The sequence below is a fragment of the Pseudomonas sp. GYB4201 genome (assembly GCF_056312595.1).
The window spans coordinates 1-18744 of sequence record NZ_JBWGIG010000038.1 but is presented as its reverse complement, the minus strand read 5'-3'; the positions used below and the strand labels follow the sequence as shown (position 1 = coordinate 18744).

Genomic DNA, 18744 nt, shown 5'->3' with positions numbered 1-18744 from the left:
TGTTATGGCCCGTGGGGTTAACAAAGTCATTTTGGTCGGTACTTGCGGTCAGGATCCTGAAGTCCGCTACCTGCCCAACGGCAACGCTGTCACCAACCTGAGCCTGGCTACCAGCGAGCAGTGGACCGACAAGCAGAGCGGCCAGAAGGTCGAGCGCACCGAATGGCACCGCGTGTCGATGTTCGGCAAGGTTGCCGAGATCGCCGGCGAATACCTGCGCAAGGGTTCGCAGGTTTACATCGAAGGCAAGCTGCAGACCCGCGAGTGGGAAAAAGACGGCATCAAGCGCTACACCACTGAAATCATCGTCGACATGCAGGGCACCATGCAGCTGCTGGGCGGCCGTCCACAACAGGGCGACCAGGGCCAGGGCGGCAACAACTACCAGCAGTCGGCCCCGCGCCAGCAGGCTCCACGTCCTCAGCAGGCCGCGCCACAACAGTCGCGCCCAGCGCCGCAACAGGCTGCCCCGCAACCTGCTGCTGACTTCGACAGCTTCGACGACGATATTCCGTTCTGATTGCTGCCATCAAAAAAGCCCCCGCCTAGCGGGGGTTTTTTTTGACTCAAAAGCCCGTAGCAGCTGCCGAAGGCTGCGTCCCGCAACGCCGGGTTGGGCCTGAAGTCAATGCCCGTACAGGCCAACCACGTTGCGCCCCGCCAACGCATGGCCCGCCAGGCGCGCCATCAGCTCTTCACGTGTCAGCCCTTCAGGCAGCGCGCCAGGCTTGAGGTCGGTGGCAATCACCGTCAGCACGTAATGATGCGGCTGATCCCCCGGGGCTGGGCAGAAGCCTCGGAAATCGGCGGTCCCGGCAATGTTCTTGCCCACGGTGATGCCCGGCACGCTGACCAGCGCCTCGCCTTCCTTGATCCCGCCACGCTGGGCTGGAATGTTGTAGGTTACCCAGTGGCTGACGCCCAGGCCGTTATGCCCGTCCACGTCAAGAATCAGCACCGCCATCGATTGAGTGCCAGCGGGCAGCTCGCTCCATGACACCTGCGGGTTGTGGCGCTTGCCCGAACCGCACTCGGCCGGGGTATCGGCGGCGCTGACATTGACCTTGCCGCCTTCGGCAAAGGCGTCGGTGCTGACCTTCATGGTGGTGGCGCTGGCCAGTTGGGTGCCGGCCAGCAGCAGGGCGGCGGTGCAGGTGGTAAGCAGGTGGCGCAGTTTCATCAGCAAATCCATTCATCCGGCGCAGCAGGCTTCAGACAGGCGAGCCGCTGCGTGCAACCATCATAAAGGCAGCTTCGGATCCCTTGATGAAACTAAGGCTAATGTCCAATACCCTGCAACGGTTGCCGATTGATCCCCGCAGCACAAATCCGCAAAATGCAATAACATAAGCCTCTTGACCGATCGCCGCGTGGCCCTGGCCCCCGGCAATCCCTGGCTCACAGACTTAACGGACCGGACCTGCTGACTCTATGCGAATGCGCCTTATGCTGTTGGGCGGCGGTAATGCCCTTGGGCAAGCGCTGATTCGTCTCGGGGCGGAGGAAGACATCGGCTTCCTTGCTCCGCGCCCACCTGAAAACGGTTGGGATGCGGCGAGCCTGACCCAGCTGCTCGATGACACCCGCCCCGATGCGCTGATCAACCTTGCCTACTATTTCGACTGGTTCCAGGCCGAGAGCGTCAGCGAAGCCCGGCTGGCCCAGCAGGAGCGCTCGGTAGAGCGCCTGGCGCAGTTGTGCCAGCATCACCAGATCATCCTCGTGCAGCCTTCCAGCTACCGGGTGTTCGACGGCTCGCGCGCCACGGCGTACAGCGAGAAGGACGAGCCCGTGCCCCTGGGGCTGCGCGGCCAGGCCCTGTGGCGCATCGAGCAGAGCGTGCGGGCTACCTGCCCTCAGCATGTGCTGCTGCGTTTCGGCTGGTTGCTGGATGACAGCGTGGACGGCGTGCTGGGGCGTTTCCTCACCCGTGCCGAACAGCCCCAGGAAATTCACCTGGCCGATGACCGCCGTGGCAACCCGACGCCGGTGGACGACGCCGCGCGGGTGATTATCTCGGTGCTCAAGCAACTCGATTGCGCGGCGCCACTGTGGGGCACGTATCACTACGCCGGCAACGAGGCCACCACGCCGCTGGCGCTGGGGCAGGCGATCATCAGCGAAGCGGCGAGCCTGCACCCGCTGGCCATCGAAGCGCCCACGGCCCAGGCGCACGCCGCCCGCCCTGACGCCGCCGATGAGCCGCAGCATGCGGTGCTGGCCTGCAAGAAAATCCTTCACACCTTCGGGATCAAGCCGCGCGCCTGGCGCTCGGGCCTCCCAAGCCTATTGGATAGATATTACCGACATGGTTGATGCACCTGTACTGATCACCGGGGGCGCCGGCTTCATCGGCTCGAACCTTGTGGACGCGCTGTTGGAGAAAGGCCATGCGGTGCGGATTCTCGACGACCTTTCCATGGGCAAGCGCAGCAACCTGCCACTGGATAACCCACGGGTAGAGCTCATCGAAGGCGACGTCGCCGATGCCGCCCTGGTGGCCCGCGCCGCCCAGGGTTGCCAGGCGGTGGTGCACCTGGCCGCGGTGGCTTCGGTGCAGGCCTCGGTGGACGACCCGGTGCGCACGCACCAGGCCAACTTCATCGGCACCTTGAACGTCTGCGAGGCCATGCGCGTCGCGGGTATCAAGCGCGTGGTGTTTGCCTCCAGCGCGGCCGTGTACGGCAACAACGGTGAAGGCGAGGCCATCGGCGAGGACACCCCCAAGGCGCCGTTGACCCCCTACGCCTCGGACAAGCTGGCCAGCGAGCACTACCTGGACTTCTACCGCCGCCAGCACGGCCTGGAACCGGTGATCTTCCGCTTCTTCAACGTCTTCGGGCCGCGCCAGGATCCGTCCTCGCCGTACTCCGGGGTCATCAGCATCTTCTGCGAGCGCGCCCAGCAAAACCTGCCCATCAACCTGTATGGCGATGGCGAGCAGACGCGCGACTTCATCTACGTGGGGGATCTGGTGGCGGTGCTGCTGCAGGCGCTGGAAGCGCCGAGCGTCGAGGAAGGGGCGATCAACGTGGGCCTGAACCAGGCCATGAGCCTCAACCAGTTGCTGGCTGAGCTGAAGACCGTGCTGGGCAGCCTGCCTGCGGTCAGCTACGGCGATGCACGCCCTGGCGATATCAAGCATTCCAGGGCGAACAACTCGCGCCTGCTGCAGCGCTTCACCCTGCCGGCAATCACCCCGATGGCCACCGGCCTGCGCAACCTGCTGGGCCTGTGACCCCGTAGCCGCCGCCGCAGGCTGCGCTGGCCCTGCTAGCCGCTGGAGATCTCCAGCGAGGCAACGGGCCAGCGCAGCCTGGCGGCAGCGGCTACGCGATCGTGGTGTAGCCGTTCACATCAGAACTTGTAACCCACGCCCACCATGTAGACCCACGGGTCCACGTCCACGTTGACCTTGGTGCGGCCCACGCCCAGCGCTGTCGGGCCGTCGACGCTGGCCTGGGTGTCGATGTCCACGTACCACACCGCGGCGTTGAGCATGATGTGGTCGGTCAGCATGTAGTCCGCGCCCACCTGGGCTGCCCAGCCCCACGAATTCTTCAGGTTCAGGTTGCTGAAACCTTCGGCCTTGCGGTCGCTGGTCAGGTCTTCGCCGTAGAACCAGGTGTAGTTCAGGCCCACGCCCGCATAAGGCTGGAATTTGGAGCTGGGCTCCATGGGGTAGTACTGCAGCGACAGGGTGGGTGGCAGCTGCTTGATGTCAGCCAGCTTGCCGTCCAGGCCGGCCACGCCGGTGGCGGCGCTCACGCCCTTGACCCCGACCTTGTGCTGGAACGGCGTGGCCGCCAGCAGTTCCACGCCCACGTGGTCGGTGAGCATGTAGGCGAAGGTCAGGCCCAGTTGGGTGTCGTTGCCCAGGGTCGCCTTGGTGCCGGAGACCTTGGCGCCGTCGAGCTTGAGGTTGCCGCTGTCCTCGTTGGGCGCGGTCTCGATCGCGCCCGCGCGGACGATGAAGTCCCCGGCCTGGTGAGCGTGGGCAAGCGGGGTGAACAGGGCGGCGCTGATCAGCGAGGCCCCTAGCAGTTTGGTGTTCATCGGGTCTCCATCGGACGAGGGGAAAAAGCCTTGGCCGATGGTAGGAAAGCTCTGGATCAAGGGTTTTGACCCAGCTCAATAAAACCGTAACTTTTACCTGGCGCGTTATTCCGGCAGCTCGTAGATGTAAATCTTGTCGGCTTCCATCTGGTAGCCGGCGTCGGCCAGTTCGCTGTCTGAGCGCTTCACGCGCATCGTGCCCTCTACCCAGAACGCCTGGTACAGGTCGTCGAGCTTGACCCCGACCTGGCTGGTCACGTGGACGATCTGGTTCGAAGGCGGCGGCGGCACGTGGATGCAGGCGCCGTAGTACGGCACCAGCAGGAAGTCGGTGGTGCGCCCGTCATCGCTGACCTCCAGCGGCACAATGAACCCCGGCATCTTCACGTTTTGGCCGTCCAGTGCCTTCACAACCGGGGCGTCGGGCTGTTGCTGCTTGACCGCTGGCGCCGACTCCATGTCCGAGCCCATCTTCGACAGGTCGTGCAGGGGCGTCATCTGTGGGGCGATTTTCGGCGCGTCGGGCGGAATCATCTCCGCCCAGGTCAGCTCGCGCGGCGCCGTGGCCGCCCACAGGCCGGGGGCGGCGATCATCAATACAAACAGCAAGGCAGCTTTCATCGGGCACGGCTCACAGGTGGATGGACAGGCCGTCGGCCAGTGACTGCCGGTAGGCACGCCAGGCCGGTACGGCGCCCATGACCAGGGCTGCGGCGAGGATAATACCCAGCAGCGACCATTCATAGGCCGTGGGGGCCGACAACGGCAAGTACAGCCCATAATTGGCCTGCACGTAGCCCTGCGCCGCAGCGATGCCGGCATACAGCAGCGCCACCCCGGCGACGATGCCGCACAGCGCCAGGGAGAAGGCTTCCAGTATCAGCAGGCTGGCGATATGCCAGGGACGCGCGCCCACCGAGCGCAGGATGGCCATCTCGCGTCGGCGCTCGTTGAGGCTGGTGAGGATAGCCGTGAGCATGCCGATCAGCCCGGTCAGCACCACGAACAGCGAGACCACGAACAAGGCTTTCTCGGCGGTGCCCATCAACCCCCACAGCTCTTGCAGGGCCACGCCGGGCAGGATTGCCAGCAGTGGCTCGCCAACAAAATCGTTGATCTCGCGTTGCAGGGCGAAGGTCGAGATCTTGTTGTTCAGGCCCAGCATCACCGCGGTGATGGCGGTAGGCGTGAGGTCCATGTTGCGCGCCTGGTCGGCGCTGATGCGCCCGGCGCCACGGGCCGGCACGCCGTTGTGCCAGTCGATGTGGATGGCTTCCATGCCGCCCAGGCTGATGTGCAGCGTGCGGTCTACCGGCGTGCCCGTGCGCTTGAGGATGCCGACCACGGTGAACGGCTTGTCGTCGTGCTTGACCAGGCTGATGGCGGCGGTGCCGTGGGCCAGCACCAGAGTGTCACCGAGCTTGTAGTGCAGCGCGTCGGCTACCTCTGCGCCGAGCACCACCTCGAACGGGTCGCTGGCGAAGAAGCGCCCGGCGGCCATCTCCAGCGGCTGGTGATGGCCGTACTGGTAATGCTCGAAGTACGACTGGTCGGTGCCCAGCACCCGGTAGCCACGGTGCGAGTCGCCCAGGGACATGGGGATGGCCCATTTCACCCGCGGGTCGTGGGCGTAGTGCTGGAAGCTGTCCCAGCGGATGTTGTTGGTGGCGTTGCCGATGCGGAACACCGAATACAGCAGCAGGTTCACCGAGCCCGAGCGGGCGCCGACGATCAGGTCGGTGCCGCTGATGGTGCTGGCGAAGCTGGTGCGGGCTTCGGTGCGCACGCGTTCCACGGCCAGCAGCAGGCACACCGACAGGGCAATGGCGAACGCGGTGAGGAAGGCGGTGAAGCGCCGGTTGGCCAGGCTGGCCACGGCTAGACGGAACAGGTACATCAGACTTCCCCAGGGGCGGCGGGGCGCACGGCCCGGTTGAGTTCGGCCAGCGACAGGCTGCGGTCGAACAGCGGCGCCAGGCTCTGGTCGTGGCTGACGAACAGCAGGCTCGAGCCAGCCTCGCGGCATTCGGCGAACAGCAGGCGAATGAATGCTTCACGGGCGTCGTAGTCCAGCGCCGAGGTGGGTTCGTCGGCGATCACCAGTTCCGGCTGGCCGATCAGCGCGCGGGCCGCGGCCACGCGTTGTTGCTGGCCGATGGACAAGGTGTCGGCGCGGCGTTGCAACAGCGCCGGGTCGGTGAGGCCCAGGTGCGCCAGCAGGGTGGCCGCTGCCTGGTCGATGCTGCCGTGACGCTGCCTGGCCCGCTCGGCGCGCTGGCGCGAGAAGTGGCAGGGCAGCTCGACGTTTTCGCGCACCGACAGGAACGGCAGCAGGTTGAACTGCTGGAAGATGTAGCCGGTGTGGTCGACGCGGAAACGGTCGCGGCGGCCCTGGCTCATGTCACCCAGTTCATGGCCCAGCACCTGCACGCTGCCACTGACGGGCTTCTGCACGCCGCCCAGCAGGCCCAGCAGGGTGGTCTTGCCACTGCCGCTGGGGCCTTTGAGGAACAGCGTCTCGCCGGGTTCCAGGCGGAACGCGGGTATGTCCAGCAGCGCCGGCTGGCGCGGCCAGGCAAAGTGCAGGTCGCGCAGTTCGATAAGGGCTGTGCTGGCCATCAGAAACCCAGGGTGCTGTTGTCCGGGGTGGCCTCCAGGCCTTTCTGGCCGGCCGGGCCGATCATCTGCACCACCACTTTGTGGGTGGCGGGGAAGGTCTTGAACACCTGCGACAGGTCCAGGCCCTTGAGCTTGTCCGGCGCGGTGCAGGTGAATTCGTAGCTGGCGTGGATCTCGCTGTGGTGGTGCTCGGCGCCGGCGGCGTGCTCGTCGTGATCGTGGTCGTCATCGTCGCCATCCTCGGCGGGCATCACGTCGCCGAACAGCGGGCTCTGCAGGTGCTGGCTGGCCACGCTGCAACCGGCGGCGGCCGGCAGGTTGAACAGCGCCAGGGGCTGTTCCAGCAGGGCGCGGGCCTTGGCCACGGCGGCCTTGTCGGCGTCAGTGGTGGCCAGGTGTTCGAAGCCGACGATGTTCATGGCCGGGGTCTGCAGTTCCAGCGCCAGGGTCTGGTCGTCCAGCGCCGCGTTGACGCGGGCCGTGCCGTGTTCATGCGTGCCCAGGCTGCCGTGTTTTACCGGGGTGTCGTCGGCGTGGGCAATGGCCAGTGGTAGCAGCGCGAAGGGCAGGGCGAGCAGAAGTCGGCGCATGAAAATGTCCTGAGGAAAGATGAATAATTGTAACGTTATAACAACTTTAAAGTGCCAGCACCATAAATGCCCAGATGAAATTTGTCACCGCGCGTAGCCGCTGCCGCCAGGCTGCGCTGGCCCTCAGCCACACTCCAGATCCCTGATGTTCACACCGGCCAGCGCAGCCTTCGGCAGCGGCTACGGTGTTCAGGGTTTGCGCAGATATGGGAACATGGCCCTTCGCAGACGAGGACTCAACATGCTACGAATTCGCGGAAGCATCGGCGCCTGGCCGGTGGACCTGACCATCGAGATGGACGCCGCCGACTGGCAGCACCTGGGCGCGCAGTTGAACGTGCAGGCGCAGGCTCCGGCAACTCCGGCGGCCAAGCCGGCCGGGCAGGACGACGCCCTGTGGCAGGCCACGCTGCAACTGGTGCAACAGGCAGGGCAGGTCAGCGGCCCGGAACTGCTGGGGCAGCTGGAAGGCCTGGCGGGCAGCGTGGCAGCGGGCAAGCGCCTGTTGGTACGCCTGCGCCATTGCCGGGAAGTGCGAGTGGAAAGCGGCGCCGACGCGCCGCTGTATTGCTGGGTCGAATGACTCAGTAGAGGGCGGCGAACAGCTTGCGGCGGTAGGTGGTGACCAGCGGGTGATCATTGCCCAGCAGCTCGAACACCTGCAGCAGGGTCTTGTGCGCCACGCCTTCGTTGAAGCTGCGGTTGCGCACGAACAGTTTCAGCAGGGCGTCCAGCGCTGCTTCGTACTGCTGGCGCGACAGCTGCTGGATCGCCAACTGGAACACCGCCTCGTCGTCGCCCGGGTTCTGTGCGACGCGGGTCTTGAGGTCGGCGACGTCGGGCAGGTCGGCGGCCTGGCGCAGGAAGGTCAGCTGCGCCTTGGCGCCGGCCAGGGCGGGCTTGTGCTCGTCGCCCTTGACCGCGTCCAGCACGGCCTGGGCTTCACCCAGTTCGTTGCGTTCGGCCAGGCAGCGGGCGTACAGGATCAGTGCCAGGGCGTTGCTGTTGTCCTCGCCCAGCAGCACCCGCAGGATCTCCTCGGCCTTGGCGAACTGGCCTTCGTTGAACAGCGCCTGGGCCGCTTCCAGCGGGTCGGCGGCGGCAGCTTCGGGCATGTGCACATGCGGCTCCAGCATGGCGCGGATCTCGGCTTCCGGGCGCGCTTCGGCGAAACCATCCACCGGCTTGCCTTCCTTGAACAGCACCACGGTAGGCAGGCTGCGAATGCCGAAGTGGGCGACGATGTCCTGCTCCACGTCGCAATTGACCTTGGCCAGCAACAGCTCGCCCTGGTAACTCTCGGCGATCTTTTCCAGCAGCGGCATCAGCACCTTGCAGGGGGCGCACCACTCGGCCCAGAAGTCCACCAGCACGGGCTGCTCGAACGACTTGTCGATCACGTCCTGTTGGAAGGTGGCAGTGGTGACATCGAAAATATACGGCGTGGACTGGCTCATCGTGCATCTCGAAAAAAGCGGTAATACCCGCACTATAAAGGCTGGCGCTGCTGGCCGGAAGCGCCTCAGCCGCGCTGCGCGTGATAGAGGCTGACGTGGCGAAACTCGTGGGGCTCGGCCAGGTCCGGCAAGGTGCAGGCGTGCAACTGGCCCAGTGGGCGGTAGACCGGGTGGCTGAAGTCGCGCACCCGTGAGTCGGCCACCAGCGCCTGGCGCCCGCGGCTGAGGAAATGGTCGAGCAGGGGCAGGTTGGCGCGATCGTAGAGCACGTCGGCCACCAGGATCAGGTCGAAGCGGTCGGCCTCGGCGAAGAAGTCCGCCGAGTAGCCCAGCGTCACGCCGTTGAGCGCGGCGTTGGCGCGGCAGGCGTCCAGGGCCAGTGGGTCGAGGTCGCAGGCCACCACCTCGGCGGCACCGGCCTTGGCTGCGGCAATGGCCACCACGCCGGAACCGGCGCCGAAATCCAGCACGCGCTTGCCGGCTACCCAGTGCGGCTGCTCGGCCAGGAAGCGCGCCATGGCCAGGCCGCTGGCCCAGCAGAAGCTCCAATACGGCGGCTCGTGGAGGATGCGCCGGGTTTCCTCGGGGCTGAAGGCGCGGTCCATGTTGTCGCCGTCGATCAGCCACAGGCGGATATCGGTGTCGGGCAGCGCGGTGCTGACCAGTTGTGCATCGCCCAGCAGCTCGCTCAAGGCCTGTTGCAGGTGGATCATGGCGCTTGCAGCAGCTGCAGGTTACCCAGGGCCTGGGTGGCAGGCTGCGCCACCGGTACCGCCGGCAAGTGCAGGATCAGCACCCCGGACTGGCTGGCGCGGCCGCGCAGCTCCACCCGCAGGTTGGCGGGGAAGGCCTCGGGGTTGAAGCGCAGTTGGAAGCCCAGGGGTTTGCCCGTGCCGCTCCACTTGCCGCTGGCCAGCAATTGCTGCGGGCGGCCGCGCTCGTCCACTGCCAGCAAAGCCAGCTCCACCTCGGCGCCGGCCGGGGCGCCGAGCACGGTGCCGGTCAGCTCACGCTGGTAGGCGGGCAGTGGGCCCAGTGGCTGCTGGGCGCCGATGGCGGCTTTCGGGGCGGGCGCGACGGGCGCCACCGGCTTGGGCTTGTCGCTGCCGCAGGCCGCGAGCAACGCGACCAGGCTCAGCAAAATCAGGGGGCGTAGAGGCATCGGCAGATCCATCGCAATAAATAACCTCTGTATACCGTAAAGCCTTTGGCTTGTCTTGCCAGTGGGATGCGCTACCATGGCCCTCCCATTTTTTGTTGCCTGCCACCATGCACTGTCCCTTCTGCGGTGCCAACGACACCAAGGTCATCGACTCGCGACTGGTCGCCGAGGGCGAGCAAGTGCGCCGCCGTCGCGAATGCCTGGCCTGCGGTGAGCGTTTCACCACCTTCGAAACCGCCGAACTGGTTTTGCCGCGCCTGATCAAGCAGGACGGTAGCCGCCAGCCCTTCGACGAAGAAAAACTGCGCGCCGGCATGCAGCGGGCGCTGGAAAAACGCCCGGTCAGCGTCGAGCGCCTGGAAGCGGCCCTGGCCCACATCAAGCACAAGCTGCGCGCCACCGGCGAGCGCGAGGTCAAGTCGCTGGTCGTCGGCGAGCTGGTGATGGCCGAGCTGCAGAAGCTCGATGAGGTTGCCTACATCCGCTTCGCCTCGGTGTACCGGCGCTTCCAGGACCTGGACGAGTTCCGCGAGGAAATCGACCGCCTGGCCCGCGAACCCGCCAAGGAATGACCATGCCCAGCGAGCAAGCCGTCCTCGACGCCCATTACATGGCCCGCGCCATCGAACTGGCGCGCCGCGGCCTGTACACCACGCACCCCAACCCCCGGGTGGGCTGCGTGATCGTGCGTGATGGCCAGGTAGTGGGCGAGGGCTGGCACGTGCGCGCCGGCGAGCCCCACGCCGAGGCGCATGCCCTGCGCCAGGCCGGCGAGCTGGCGCGTGGCGCCACCGCCTACGTCACCCTTGAGCCGTGCAGCCACCATGGCCGCACCCCGCCGTGCGCCGAGGCCCTGGTGAATGCCGGGCTGGCGCGAGTGGTGGCGGCCATGCAGGACCCCAACCCGGAAGTCGCCGGCCGTGGCCTGAAGCGCCTGGCTGATGTCGGCATCGAGGTGCTCAGCGGTGTGCTGGAGGCTGAATCCCGGGCCCTGAACCCTGGCTTCCTCAAGCGCATGGAGCACGGCGTGCCCTTCGTGCGGGTCAAGCTGGCCATGAGCCTGGACGGGCGCACGGCCATGGCCAGCGGCGAGAGCCAATGGATTACCGGCCCGGCGGCCCGCTCGGCGGTGCAGCGCCTGCGTGCGCGTTCGAGCATCGTGCTGACCGGCGCCGACAGCGTGCTGGCCGATGGCGCGCGCATGACCGTGCGCGCCGAGCAATTGGGCCTGGACGCCGAGACCACGGCGCTGGCGCTCAGCCGCCCACCGCTGCGCGTGCTGATCGACGGCCGCCTGCGGGTCCCGCTGGACGCGCCGTTCTTCCAGGCCGGCCCGGCGCTGGTGGTCAGCTGTGCCGAAGGCGCGGACGCCAGCGTGTATCAGCAGCACGGCCATGAGCTGTTGCTGGTGGGCGCCGTCGACGGCCACGTCGACCTGGCGCAGTTGCTGACGCTGCTGGCCGCCCGCGGCGCCAGCGAAATTCTCGTGGAAGCCGGCCCCACCCTGGCTGGCGCCTTCGCCCGCCAGGGCCTGGTGGACGAGTTCCAGTTGTTCGTCGCCGGCCAGTTCCTCGGCTCCAGCGCGCGGCCGTTGCTGGACTGGCCGCTGGCGCGCATGAGCGAGGCGCCCCGGCTGAAAATCATTGAAATGCGCGCAGTGGGGGATGACTGGCGAGTCATCGCAATACCTGCCCCGGCGGCAAGCGTATAATTTGCGCCTCGCGCCCAGCGCAGGCCCGGTTCCGTAGGAGGATCCATGTTCACCGGCATTATCGAATCCATCGGCAGCATCCGTTCGTTGACCCCCAAGGGCGGTGACGTGCGCGTTTACGTAGAAACCGGCAAGCTGGACCTTGCCGACGTCAAGCTGGGCGACAGCATCGCGGTCAACGGCGTGTGCCTGACTGCCGTGGAGCTGCCGGGCGACGGCTTCTGGGCCGACGTCAGCCGCGAGACCCTGGACTGCACCGCCTTCCACGAACTCAAGGCTGGCAGCCGGGTGAACCTGGAAAAGGCCCTGACCCCAAGCTCGCGCCTGGGCGGCCACCTGGTCAGCGGCCACGTCGACGGTGTCGGCGAAATCGTTTCCCGCGAGGAAAACGCCCGTGCCATCCAGTTCCGCGTGCGCGCACCGAAGGAGCTGGCCAAGTACATCGCCCACAAGGGCTCGATCACCGTCGACGGCACCAGCCTGACCGTGAACGCCGTGGACGGCGCCGAGTTCGAGCTGACCATCGTCCCGCACACCCTGGCCGAAACCATCATGGCCGACTACCGTGCCGGCCGTAAGGTCAACCTGGAAGTGGACCTGCTGGCCCGTTACCTGGAGCGCCTGCTGCTGGGTGACAAGGCCGCCGAGCCGTCTGCCGGTGGCATCACCGAGAGCTTCCTGGCCGCCAACGGCTACCTCAAGTCCTGATATAGGGGGTGCCGCGTGGCGCTCAACACAATCGAAGAACTGGTGGAAGACATCCGCCAGGGCAAGATGGTCATCCTCATGGATGACGAAGACCGCGAGAACGAAGGCGACCTGATCATGGCCGCCGAATGCTGCCAGGCCGAGCACATCAACTTCATGGCCAAGCACGCCCGCGGCCTGATCTGCATGCCCATGACCCGCGAGCGCTGCGAGTTGCTGAAGCTGCCGCTGATGGCGCCACGCAACGGTTCGGGCTTCGGCACCAAGTTCACCGTGTCCATCGAGGCCGCCGAAGGCGTGACCACCGGCATCTCTGCCGCCGACCGCGCGCGCACCGTGCAGGCTGCCGCTGCCAAGGACGCCAAGGCCGAGGACATCGTCAGCCCTGGCCACATCTTCCCGCTGATGGCCCAGGCCGGTGGCACCCTGGCCCGTGCCGGGCACACGGAAGCTGCCTGCGACCTGGCGCGCATGGCGGGGTTTGAGCCCAGCGGCGTGATCTGCGAAGTGATGAACGACGATGGCACCATGTCCCGCCGTGCGGAACTGGAAACCTTCGCTGCCGAACACAACATCAAGATCGGCACCATCGCCGACCTGATCCACTACCGCATGATCCACGAACGTACCGTTCAGCGGATTGCCGAGCAACCGCTGGACAGCGAACTGGGCCAGTTCAACCTGGTGACCTACCGCGACGCGGTGGAAGGCGACGTGCACATGGCGCTGACCCTGGGCACCATCTGCGCCGAGGAACCGACCCTGGTACGGGTGCACAACATGGACCCGCTGCGCGACCTGCTGATGGTCAAGCAGCCCGGCCGCTGGAGCCTGCGGGCCGCCATGAGCGCGGTTTCCGAGGCGGGCAGCGGCGTGGTGCTGTTGCTTGGCAACCCGGTGGACGGTGACGTGCTGCTGGCACATATCCGCGAGACGGCGGAGAGCGCGCCGGTGAAAAAACCGACCACCTACAGCATCGTCGGTGCCGGTTCGCAGATCCTTCGCGACCTGGGCGTGCGCAAAATGCGCCTGATGAGTTCGCCAATGAAGTTCAATGCGATATCCGGATTCGACCTGGAAGTAGTAGAATACGTGCCCTCCGAATAAACACGGTTCCAGGGTCGCCAGATTGCCAGGCCAGCGCTATGGTTTTCAGTGACCCCGCACGTTCTTGTTCGTGGCCCATTACCCCCATGGGGCGCCGCTGGCGCCCCTGCTCTTTAAGACGAGACACACCCGAATGACCCTGAAGACCATCGAAGGTACCTTCATCGCCCCCAAAGGTCGCTATGCCCTGGTGGTTGGCCGATTCAACAGCTTCGTCGTCGAAAGCCTGGTCAGCGGCGCCGTCGACGCCCTGGTTCGCCACGGTATCAGCGAAAGCGACATCACCATCATCCGCGCCCCTGGCGCCTTCGAAATCCCGCTGGTAGCGCAGAAAGTCGCCCAGCAGGGCGAGTACGACGCGATCATCGCGCTGGGCGCGGTCATTCGTGGCGGCACTCCGCACTTCGAATACGTGGCCGGTGAATGCACCAAGGGCCTGTCCCAGGTTTCCATGGAATTCGGTGTGCCGGTCGCCTTTGGCGTGCTGACCGTCGACTCCATCGAACAGGCCATCGAGCGTTCCGGCACCAAGGCTGGCAACAAGGGCGCCGAAGCTGCCCTGTCCGCCCTGGAAATGGTCAGCCTGCTGTCGCAGTTGGAGGCCAAGTGATTTCCGACGAAAGCGATCGTTTCAACCCGCGCGATCCAAAACCTGCGGATGCTGGCAAACCTTCCAAGAGCATGAAGCGTCGCGAAGCCCGCAAGCTGGCCACCCAAGCCCTGTACCAATGGCACATGGCTAGCCACTCGCTGAACGAGATCGAAGCGCAGTTCCGGGTCGACAACGACTTCACTGACGTCGACGGTGCCTACTTCCGCGAGATCCTCCACGGCGTGCCGGCCAGCAAGACCGAGATCGATGCCGTGCTCAAGCCGTGCATGGACCTGGCGCTGGAAGAGCTGGACCCTGTGGAACTGGCCGTGCTGCGCCTGTCCACCTGGGAGCTGCTCAAGCGCGTCGACGTGCCGTACCGCGTGGTGATCAACGAGGGTATCGAGCTGGCCAAGGTGTTCGGTTCCACCGACGGCCACAAGTTCGTCAACGGCGTGCTCGACAAGGTCGCGCCGAACGTGCGTGCCGCCGAAGTGAAGGCATTCAAGCGCTGATCCACGCGCTTGCATACCATGGGCGAGTTTGAGCTGATACGACACTACTTCGCCGCCGCGCCCTGTGCGCAGGCCGGCGACGGGGTGGCGCTCGGCATCGGTGATGACTGCGCCCTGCTGGCCCTGCCAGCCGGCCAGCAGTTGGCCGTGTCGACCGATACCCTGGTGGCCGGGGTGCATTTCCCTGATGCCGCCGACCCCTTCCTCCTTGGCCAGCGCGCGCTGGCGGTGGCGGCCAGTGACCTGGCGGCCATGGGCGCCGACCCCATAGGCTTTACCCTTGCCCTGACCTTGCCGTCGGTGGCCGAAGGCTGGCTGCAGGCGTTTGCCGAAGGCCTGAACCGCATGGCCACGCAATGCCGCCTGAGCCTGATCGGCGGCGACACCACCCGCGGGCCGCTGAGCCTGACCATGACCGTGTTCGGCGGCGTGCCGGCCGGCCAGGCGCTGCTGCGCTCGGGCGCACGTGCTGGCGACCTGCTGTGCGTGGGCGGCGTGCTGGGTGATGCCGCTGGCGCCTTGCCACTGGTGCTGGGGCAGGCGCAGGCCGACGCGGCCATCGCCGAGCCGCTGCTGGCGCATTACTGGTCGCCACCACCGCAGTTTGGCCTGGGCCAGGCGTTGCGCGGCAAGGCTACGGCTGCCATGGATATTTCCGACGGCCTTCTGGCCGATTGCGGGCATATCGCGTCGGCTTCCGGCGTGGCCCTGGCGCTTGAACTGGACGCCTTGCCGCTGTCGAATGCACTGGTTGGCCTGCTGGGCCGGGACGCGGCGCAAACCGCTGCCCTTACCGGTGGCGACGACTACGTGCTGGTGTTCAGCCTGCCTGCGGCGCACCTGCCCGGCCTTCGTGCCGAAGGCTGGCCGATCCACGTGCTGGGCCAGGTCCGCGAAGGCCAGGGCGTCAGCCTGCACGATGGCAAGGGCTGCGACATCACCCCGGCTGTTCGGGGTTATCAACATTTTCGGGAGACACCGTGACAGACCACCCCAACCAGGTACCGGCAGAGAACGTGCCGCCGTCCGTCTGGCGCAACCCCTGGCACTTCCTGGCATTCGGCTTCGGCTCCGGCACCCTGCCCAAGGCGCCGGGCACCTGGGGCTCGCTGGTCGCCATCCCATTCATCCCGTTGTGGCAGATGCTGCCCGACTGGGGTTACTGGCTGATGCTGGGCGTGACCATGCTGTTCGGCTTCTGGCTGTGCGGCAAGGTCGCCAACGACCTGGGCGTGCACGACCACGAAGGCATCGTCTGGGATGAAATGGTCGGCATGTGGATAACCCTGTGGCTGGTGCCCGATGGCTGGGAATGGATACTGGTCGGGTTCCTGATGTTCCGTTTCTTCGACATACTCAAGCCATGGCCGATCCGCTGGATCGACCGGCATGTGCATGGCGGCGTCGGCATCATGCTCGATGACGTGCTGGCCGGCGTGTTCGCCTGGCTGGCGATGCAGGTGGTGGTATGGGGGTGGCACTTCGTTTAAGGCTGGGTAGGGCACGACGACAGGAGGCGGCTCATGATCGCAAGGATGCTGATGGTGTTCGGCCTGCTGGCCCTCTGCACGGCGGCAGTCGCCGAGCCGCTGCCGGCGCACATCCAGGTGGCCAGCGAGGAGTGGAGCGACTACACCAACGCCGACGGTAGCGGCCTGGCCTGGGACATCCTGCGCAAGGTGTTCGAGCCGGCTGGCGTCAAGCTGGAAACCCGCAGCACGCCCTACATGCGCTCGGTCGGCCTGGTGCAGCGCGGTGAAGCCGATGCCTGGGTCGGCTCCTATCACGACGAAATTGCCAACACCCTCTACCCCCGCTGGCATTACGACACCGATCACATCTACGCCCTGGGCCTGGCTGACAAGCCGGCGCCAACCCTGAACAGCATTGGTCACTTCCGCCTGGCCTGGGTGCGTGGCTACGGCTTCGAGCGCTACCTGCCCGGTATCCACCAGTTCAATGAAGTGCAGCGCCGCACCGGCATCCTGCCGATGCTGCTCCACGACCGTGCCGACTACTACATCGACGCCCAGACCGAAATCCTCGGCGTGCTCAAGCAGGCCGACCAGCCGGGGCGCTTCAAGCTCACCCACATCGCCGAGCTGCCGCTGTTCCTCGGCTTTGCCGACACCCCCAACGGGCGGGCGCTGCTGGCGCTGTTCGACCGGCGCATGGACCAGCTGGTGCCCAGCGGCGAACTGCGCCCGCTGTTCGACCGCTGGCAGCAGCCTTATCCCTTTACGCCATAAGCGATCAAACTTCCTGATCTTTATGCTGCGAAATTCAGCCTAAGCGTCGTCAGTAAGCTGCTGTTACAATGCAGACCTTGGTCAATATTCATGTCAGATATTTGATAGGAGCACCCGGTGCCCGTCGTTTTCGTCGCCGCTTCCAAGCTGCCAACGCCTTTTGCGCAATTCACCATGCACGGTTTCCTCGATGAGGCCACCGGCCGCGAGCACGTCGTGCTGAGCCTGGGCGATGTCGCCGATGGCGAACCCGTGCTGGGCCGCCTGCACTCCGAGTGCCTGACCGGCGATGCCCTGTTCAGCCAGCGTTGCGACTGCGGTTCGCAGCTCGAAGCCGCCCTGCAAGCCATCGCCCGTGAAGGCCGTGGCGTGCTGCTGTACCTGCGTCAGGAGGGCCGCGGCATTGGCCTGCTGAACAAGATCCGTGCCTATGAGCTGCAGGATGGCGGCGCCGACACCGTCGAAGCCAACGAGCGCCTGGGCTTTGCCGCCGACCAGCGCGACTACGCCATGTGCCAGCCGATGCTGGAGCACCTGGGCGTGAAATCGCTGCGCCTGATGACCAACAACCCGCGCAAGGTCAAGGCGCTGACCAACATGAACATCGTGGTCGCCGAGCGCGTGCCGCTGCACACTGGCCACAACCCGCACAACAAGCACTACCTGGCCACCAAGGCCGGCAAGCTGGGGCACATGATGGGCAATGAACACCAAAGCGAGGCCGATCGGGCGTGACCCGTTCGCAGGTGCGCCGCCGTTTGGCGGTAGCCTGGTGGCAGCAACTGGCGCTGACCCTGCTGCCCTTGTTCGTCATGAGCTGGGCCTTCGGCCAGAGTGACGACCTCATGCCCGTGCTGGCGATGCCCATGTTCATCGCCGGCATCGCCTCGATGTTCCTCAGCCTGCCACGCTTCGGCGCCTACAAGCGCAGGCTGATCGCCACCCAGCAAGCCCTCGACACCGCCCAGGAACCCGCGGCCTGGATCGCCCTGGCCGCCACCCGGCGCATGGCGTTCCTGTTCGCCGGCCTGCCCGCCTGGATCGCCGCCCTGGCGGTGCTGTTCGGGCTGGAAGCGGTGCCACTGTGCCTGTTGGCGCTGTCCAGCGTGCTGCTGCTCTGCCTCTACCGCATTCCGCGCCAGCTGGGCTGATGCGCCAACTGCTCGCCTGCCTGCTGCTGGTGCTATGTGCCCAGGCCGGCGCGGCGCAGCGGGTGGTCAGCCTGGCGCCTTCCTTGACTGAAATTGCCGTGGAAGTCGGTGGCCAAGGCCGCCTGGTCGGCTTGCTGGATGCCGGACCGCGGCCCGCCGGGCTTGAACACCTGCAGTCGGTGGGGCATTACGGGCAGTTGGACGTGGAGCAGCTGCTGGCGCTCAAGCCCGACCTGATCCTGCTGTGGCCAGGCAGCGTCGGCTCCGCCCAGCGCGAGCAGCTGCGGCGCCTGGGCATTCAGCTGATGACCGCCGAACCCCATTCCCTTGAAGACCTGGCCGCCGAGCTCGCACAGATTGCCGTGCCCCTGGGCCAGGCCGAACGCGGCCGCCAGTTGGCCGATGCCTTCCGCCTGCGCGTGGCGGCGTTGCGCGAACGCTACCGGCGCAGCGTGCCGTTGCGGGTGTTCTATCAGGTGTGGGATGCGCCGCTGTACACCGTGGGCGGCGGGCAGGTCATCAGTGATGGCTTGAGTGTCTGTGGCGGGCGCAATGTGTTCGACGATCTGGCGTTGCCGGCGCCCCAGGTGAGCCTGGAGGCGGTGCTGCAGCGGGACCCGCAGGTAATCGTGGTGCCCAATCAAACCCAGGCCGATGCCTGGCGCAAGTGGCCGATCAAGGGCAGGGTGGTGGTGGGAGATCCGGGAGTGGAGCGCCCGAGCGGGCAGATGGTGGAGGCGCTGGCGCGCCTCTGCGAACGCATGAACCCACCGTAGCAGCTGCCGCCAGGCGGCGTCCGGGCCCACAATCGCAGGTGGGGCCGGACG

The 18744-nt window shown here is 66.2% G+C and carries 25 protein-coding genes; 16 read left to right on the top strand and 9 right to left on the bottom strand.

Annotated features, from left to right (window positions below; genetic code table 11):
* The first annotated feature begins 4 nt into the window (after window positions 1-4).
* Window positions 5-520: a single-stranded DNA-binding protein gene (locus AC0Z2B_RS26395; RefSeq protein WP_416427112.1), complete on the top strand. Its 516-nt coding sequence runs from the start codon at window positions 5-7 to the stop codon at window positions 518-520.
* Window positions 521-625: 105 nt separating this feature from the next.
* Here AC0Z2B_RS26395 and AC0Z2B_RS26390 read toward each other — a convergent pair whose 3' ends face one another.
* On the bottom strand, window positions 626-1180 hold the full coding sequence (locus AC0Z2B_RS26390) for a YbhB/YbcL family Raf kinase inhibitor-like protein (protein WP_416427111.1): 555 nt from the start codon (window positions 1178-1180) through the stop codon (window positions 626-628).
* 251 nt (window positions 1181-1431) lie between these two features.
* Here AC0Z2B_RS26390 and AC0Z2B_RS26385 point away from each other — a divergent pair, with 251 nt between their 5' ends.
* Both AC0Z2B_RS26385 and AC0Z2B_RS26380 read left to right on the top strand, forming a co-directional pair.
* A complete protein-coding gene (locus AC0Z2B_RS26385; protein WP_416427110.1) occupies window positions 1432-2316 on the top strand; it encodes a sugar nucleotide-binding protein in 885 nt (294 codons plus the stop codon).
* Window positions 2309-3238 carry an NAD-dependent epimerase/dehydratase family protein gene (locus AC0Z2B_RS26380; protein ID WP_473004637.1) on the top strand — a complete coding sequence of 310 codons (930 nt, stop codon included), beginning with the start codon at window positions 2309-2311 and terminating at the stop codon, window positions 3236-3238. Before AC0Z2B_RS26385 ends, AC0Z2B_RS26380 begins: the two co-directional genes overlap by 8 nt.
* Window positions 3239-3357: 119 nt before the next feature.
* Here the strand turns inward: AC0Z2B_RS26380 and AC0Z2B_RS26375 are convergent, their stop codons facing one another.
* The 5 genes from AC0Z2B_RS26375 to AC0Z2B_RS26355 all read right to left on the bottom strand — a co-directional run bounded on the left by AC0Z2B_RS26375 (window position 3358) and on the right by AC0Z2B_RS26355 (window position 7265).
* Window positions 3358-4056, bottom strand: coding sequence for an OmpW/AlkL family protein (locus tag AC0Z2B_RS26375; protein WP_416427108.1), 699 nt, complete (start codon window positions 4054-4056; stop codon window positions 3358-3360).
* Window positions 4057-4161: 105 nt separating this feature from the next.
* Complete coding sequence (locus AC0Z2B_RS26370; RefSeq protein ID WP_416427107.1) at window positions 4162-4677, bottom strand: DUF3299 domain-containing protein; 516 nt, start codon at window positions 4675-4677, stop codon at window positions 4162-4164.
* Window positions 4678-4687: 10 nt separating this feature from the next.
* Window positions 4688-5953, bottom strand: a complete 1266-nt coding sequence (locus AC0Z2B_RS26365; protein WP_473004636.1) for an FtsX-like permease family protein — start codon at window positions 5951-5953, stop codon at window positions 4688-4690.
* Window positions 5953-6675 carry an ABC transporter ATP-binding protein gene (locus AC0Z2B_RS26360; protein WP_476300605.1) on the bottom strand — a complete coding sequence of 241 codons (723 nt, stop codon included), beginning with the start codon at window positions 6673-6675 and terminating at the stop codon, window positions 5953-5955. Before AC0Z2B_RS26360 ends, AC0Z2B_RS26365 begins: the two co-directional genes overlap by 1 nt.
* Window positions 6675-7265: a DUF2796 domain-containing protein gene (locus AC0Z2B_RS26355; protein WP_476300603.1), complete on the bottom strand. Its 591-nt coding sequence runs from the start codon at window positions 7263-7265 to the stop codon at window positions 6675-6677. Before AC0Z2B_RS26355 ends, AC0Z2B_RS26360 begins: the two co-directional genes overlap by 1 nt.
* 241 nt (window positions 7266-7506) lie before the next feature.
* Here AC0Z2B_RS26355 and AC0Z2B_RS26350 point away from each other — a divergent pair, with 241 nt between their 5' ends.
* Complete coding sequence (locus tag AC0Z2B_RS26350; RefSeq protein WP_476300602.1) at window positions 7507-7848, top strand: hypothetical protein; 342 nt, start codon at window positions 7507-7509, stop codon at window positions 7846-7848.
* A gap of 1 nt (window position 7849) precedes the next feature.
* On the opposite strand, the gene trxA is transcribed toward AC0Z2B_RS26350, so the two are convergent.
* The 3 genes from trxA to AC0Z2B_RS26335 form a co-directional block, all read right to left on the bottom strand.
* Entirely contained in the window at window positions 7850-8722 is an 873-nt protein-coding gene (gene trxA, locus AC0Z2B_RS26345; protein ID WP_476300600.1) for a thioredoxin, read from the bottom strand.
* 65 nt (window positions 8723-8787) lie between these two features.
* Entirely contained in the window at window positions 8788-9435 is a 648-nt protein-coding gene (locus tag AC0Z2B_RS26340; protein ID WP_476300598.1) for a class I SAM-dependent methyltransferase, read from the bottom strand.
* Entirely contained in the window at window positions 9432-9884 is a 453-nt protein-coding gene (locus tag AC0Z2B_RS26335; protein WP_476300596.1) for a YbaY family lipoprotein, read from the bottom strand. The genes AC0Z2B_RS26340 and AC0Z2B_RS26335 overlap by 4 nt, the downstream gene beginning before the upstream one ends.
* A gap of 107 nt (window positions 9885-9991) precedes the next feature.
* Between AC0Z2B_RS26335 and nrdR the strand changes: the two genes are divergently transcribed.
* The 12 genes from nrdR to AC0Z2B_RS26275 all read left to right on the top strand — a co-directional run bounded on the left by nrdR (window position 9992) and on the right by AC0Z2B_RS26275 (window position 18693).
* Window positions 9992-10456, top strand: a complete 465-nt coding sequence (gene nrdR / locus AC0Z2B_RS26330; RefSeq protein WP_166363187.1) for a transcriptional regulator NrdR — start codon at window positions 9992-9994, stop codon at window positions 10454-10456.
* Entirely contained in the window at window positions 10453-11595 is a 1143-nt protein-coding gene (gene ribD, locus AC0Z2B_RS26325) for a bifunctional diaminohydroxyphosphoribosylaminopyrimidine deaminase/5-amino-6-(5-phosphoribosylamino)uracil reductase RibD (protein WP_476300594.1), read from the top strand. The genes nrdR and ribD overlap by 4 nt, the downstream gene beginning before the upstream one ends.
* Window positions 11596-11640: 45 nt before the next feature.
* Window positions 11641-12303 carry a riboflavin synthase gene (locus tag AC0Z2B_RS26320; protein ID WP_027982036.1) on the top strand — a complete coding sequence of 221 codons (663 nt, stop codon included), beginning with the start codon at window positions 11641-11643 and terminating at the stop codon, window positions 12301-12303.
* A gap of 15 nt (window positions 12304-12318) precedes the next feature.
* Window positions 12319-13410, top strand: coding sequence for a bifunctional 3,4-dihydroxy-2-butanone-4-phosphate synthase/GTP cyclohydrolase II (gene ribBA, locus AC0Z2B_RS26315; protein ID WP_027982037.1), 1092 nt, complete (start codon window positions 12319-12321; stop codon window positions 13408-13410).
* Window positions 13411-13543: 133 nt separating this feature from the next.
* Entirely contained in the window at window positions 13544-14020 is a 477-nt protein-coding gene (ribH, locus tag AC0Z2B_RS26310; protein WP_008374078.1) for a 6,7-dimethyl-8-ribityllumazine synthase, read from the top strand.
* Window positions 14017-14517 carry a transcription antitermination factor NusB gene (gene nusB, locus AC0Z2B_RS26305; RefSeq protein ID WP_027982038.1) on the top strand — a complete coding sequence of 167 codons (501 nt, stop codon included), beginning with the start codon at window positions 14017-14019 and terminating at the stop codon, window positions 14515-14517. Before ribH ends, nusB begins: the two co-directional genes overlap by 4 nt.
* A gap of 18 nt (window positions 14518-14535) precedes the next feature.
* A complete protein-coding gene (gene thiL / locus AC0Z2B_RS26300; RefSeq protein ID WP_476300592.1) occupies window positions 14536-15501 on the top strand; it encodes a thiamine-phosphate kinase in 966 nt (321 codons plus the stop codon).
* Window positions 15498-16007, top strand: a complete 510-nt coding sequence (locus tag AC0Z2B_RS26295) for a phosphatidylglycerophosphatase A family protein (RefSeq protein ID WP_416427097.1) — start codon at window positions 15498-15500, stop codon at window positions 16005-16007. Before thiL ends, AC0Z2B_RS26295 begins: the two co-directional genes overlap by 4 nt.
* Before the next feature lie 33 nt (window positions 16008-16040).
* The gene (locus AC0Z2B_RS26290; RefSeq protein ID WP_476300590.1) at window positions 16041-16766 is read left to right on the top strand and encodes a substrate-binding periplasmic protein; all 726 of its coding nucleotides are present in this window, start codon (window positions 16041-16043) and stop codon (window positions 16764-16766) included.
* A 117-nt stretch (window positions 16767-16883) separates the two neighbouring features.
* A complete protein-coding gene (gene ribA / locus AC0Z2B_RS26285) occupies window positions 16884-17501 on the top strand; it encodes a GTP cyclohydrolase II (protein ID WP_416427095.1) in 618 nt (205 codons plus the stop codon).
* Window positions 17498-17917: an MFS transporter gene (locus AC0Z2B_RS26280; protein ID WP_476300588.1), complete on the top strand. Its 420-nt coding sequence runs from the start codon at window positions 17498-17500 to the stop codon at window positions 17915-17917. Before ribA ends, AC0Z2B_RS26280 begins: the two co-directional genes overlap by 4 nt.
* Window positions 17917-18693 (top strand): cobalamin-binding protein, encoded by a 777-nt coding sequence (locus AC0Z2B_RS26275; protein WP_476300586.1) that lies wholly within the window; start codon window positions 17917-17919, stop codon window positions 18691-18693. The genes AC0Z2B_RS26280 and AC0Z2B_RS26275 overlap by 1 nt, the downstream gene beginning before the upstream one ends.
* Window positions 18694-18744: the final 51 nt, after the last annotated feature.

Coding starts and splice junctions, on each gene's coding strand:
- AC0Z2B_RS26395 (WP_416427112.1), top strand. CDS start 5: ATGGCCCGTGGGGTTAACAAAGTCATTTTGGTCGGTACTTGCGGTCAG.
- AC0Z2B_RS26390 (WP_416427111.1), bottom strand. CDS start 1,180: ATGAAACTGCGCCACCTGCTTACCACCTGCACCGCCGCCCTGCTGCTG.
- AC0Z2B_RS26385 (WP_416427110.1), top strand. CDS start 1,432: ATGCGAATGCGCCTTATGCTGTTGGGCGGCGGTAATGCCCTTGGGCAA.
- AC0Z2B_RS26380 (WP_473004637.1), top strand. CDS start 2,309: ATGGTTGATGCACCTGTACTGATCACCGGGGGCGCCGGCTTCATCGGC.
- AC0Z2B_RS26375 (WP_416427108.1), bottom strand. CDS start 4,056: ATGAACACCAAACTGCTAGGGGCCTCGCTGATCAGCGCCGCCCTGTTC.
- AC0Z2B_RS26370 (WP_416427107.1), bottom strand. CDS start 4,677: ATGAAAGCTGCCTTGCTGTTTGTATTGATGATCGCCGCCCCCGGCCTG.
- AC0Z2B_RS26365 (WP_473004636.1), bottom strand. CDS start 5,953: ATGTACCTGTTCCGTCTAGCCGTGGCCAGCCTGGCCAACCGGCGCTTC.
- AC0Z2B_RS26360 (WP_476300605.1), bottom strand. CDS start 6,675: ATGGCCAGCACAGCCCTTATCGAACTGCGCGACCTGCACTTTGCCTGG.
- AC0Z2B_RS26355 (WP_476300603.1), bottom strand. CDS start 7,265: ATGCGCCGACTTCTGCTCGCCCTGCCCTTCGCGCTGCTACCACTGGCC.
- AC0Z2B_RS26350 (WP_476300602.1), top strand. CDS start 7,507: ATGCTACGAATTCGCGGAAGCATCGGCGCCTGGCCGGTGGACCTGACC.
- trxA (WP_476300600.1), bottom strand. CDS start 8,722: ATGAGCCAGTCCACGCCGTATATTTTCGATGTCACCACTGCCACCTTC.
- AC0Z2B_RS26340 (WP_476300598.1), bottom strand. CDS start 9,435: ATGATCCACCTGCAACAGGCCTTGAGCGAGCTGCTGGGCGATGCACAA.
- AC0Z2B_RS26335 (WP_476300596.1), bottom strand. CDS start 9,884: ATGCCTCTACGCCCCCTGATTTTGCTGAGCCTGGTCGCGTTGCTCGCG.
- nrdR (WP_166363187.1), top strand. CDS start 9,992: ATGCACTGTCCCTTCTGCGGTGCCAACGACACCAAGGTCATCGACTCG.
- ribD (WP_476300594.1), top strand. CDS start 10,453: ATGACCATGCCCAGCGAGCAAGCCGTCCTCGACGCCCATTACATGGCC.
- AC0Z2B_RS26320 (WP_027982036.1), top strand. CDS start 11,641: ATGTTCACCGGCATTATCGAATCCATCGGCAGCATCCGTTCGTTGACC.
- ribH (WP_008374078.1), top strand. CDS start 13,544: ATGACCCTGAAGACCATCGAAGGTACCTTCATCGCCCCCAAAGGTCGC.
- thiL (WP_476300592.1), top strand. CDS start 14,536: ATGGGCGAGTTTGAGCTGATACGACACTACTTCGCCGCCGCGCCCTGT.
- AC0Z2B_RS26290 (WP_476300590.1), top strand. CDS start 16,041: ATGATCGCAAGGATGCTGATGGTGTTCGGCCTGCTGGCCCTCTGCACG.
- AC0Z2B_RS26275 (WP_476300586.1), top strand. CDS start 17,917: ATGCGCCAACTGCTCGCCTGCCTGCTGCTGGTGCTATGTGCCCAGGCC.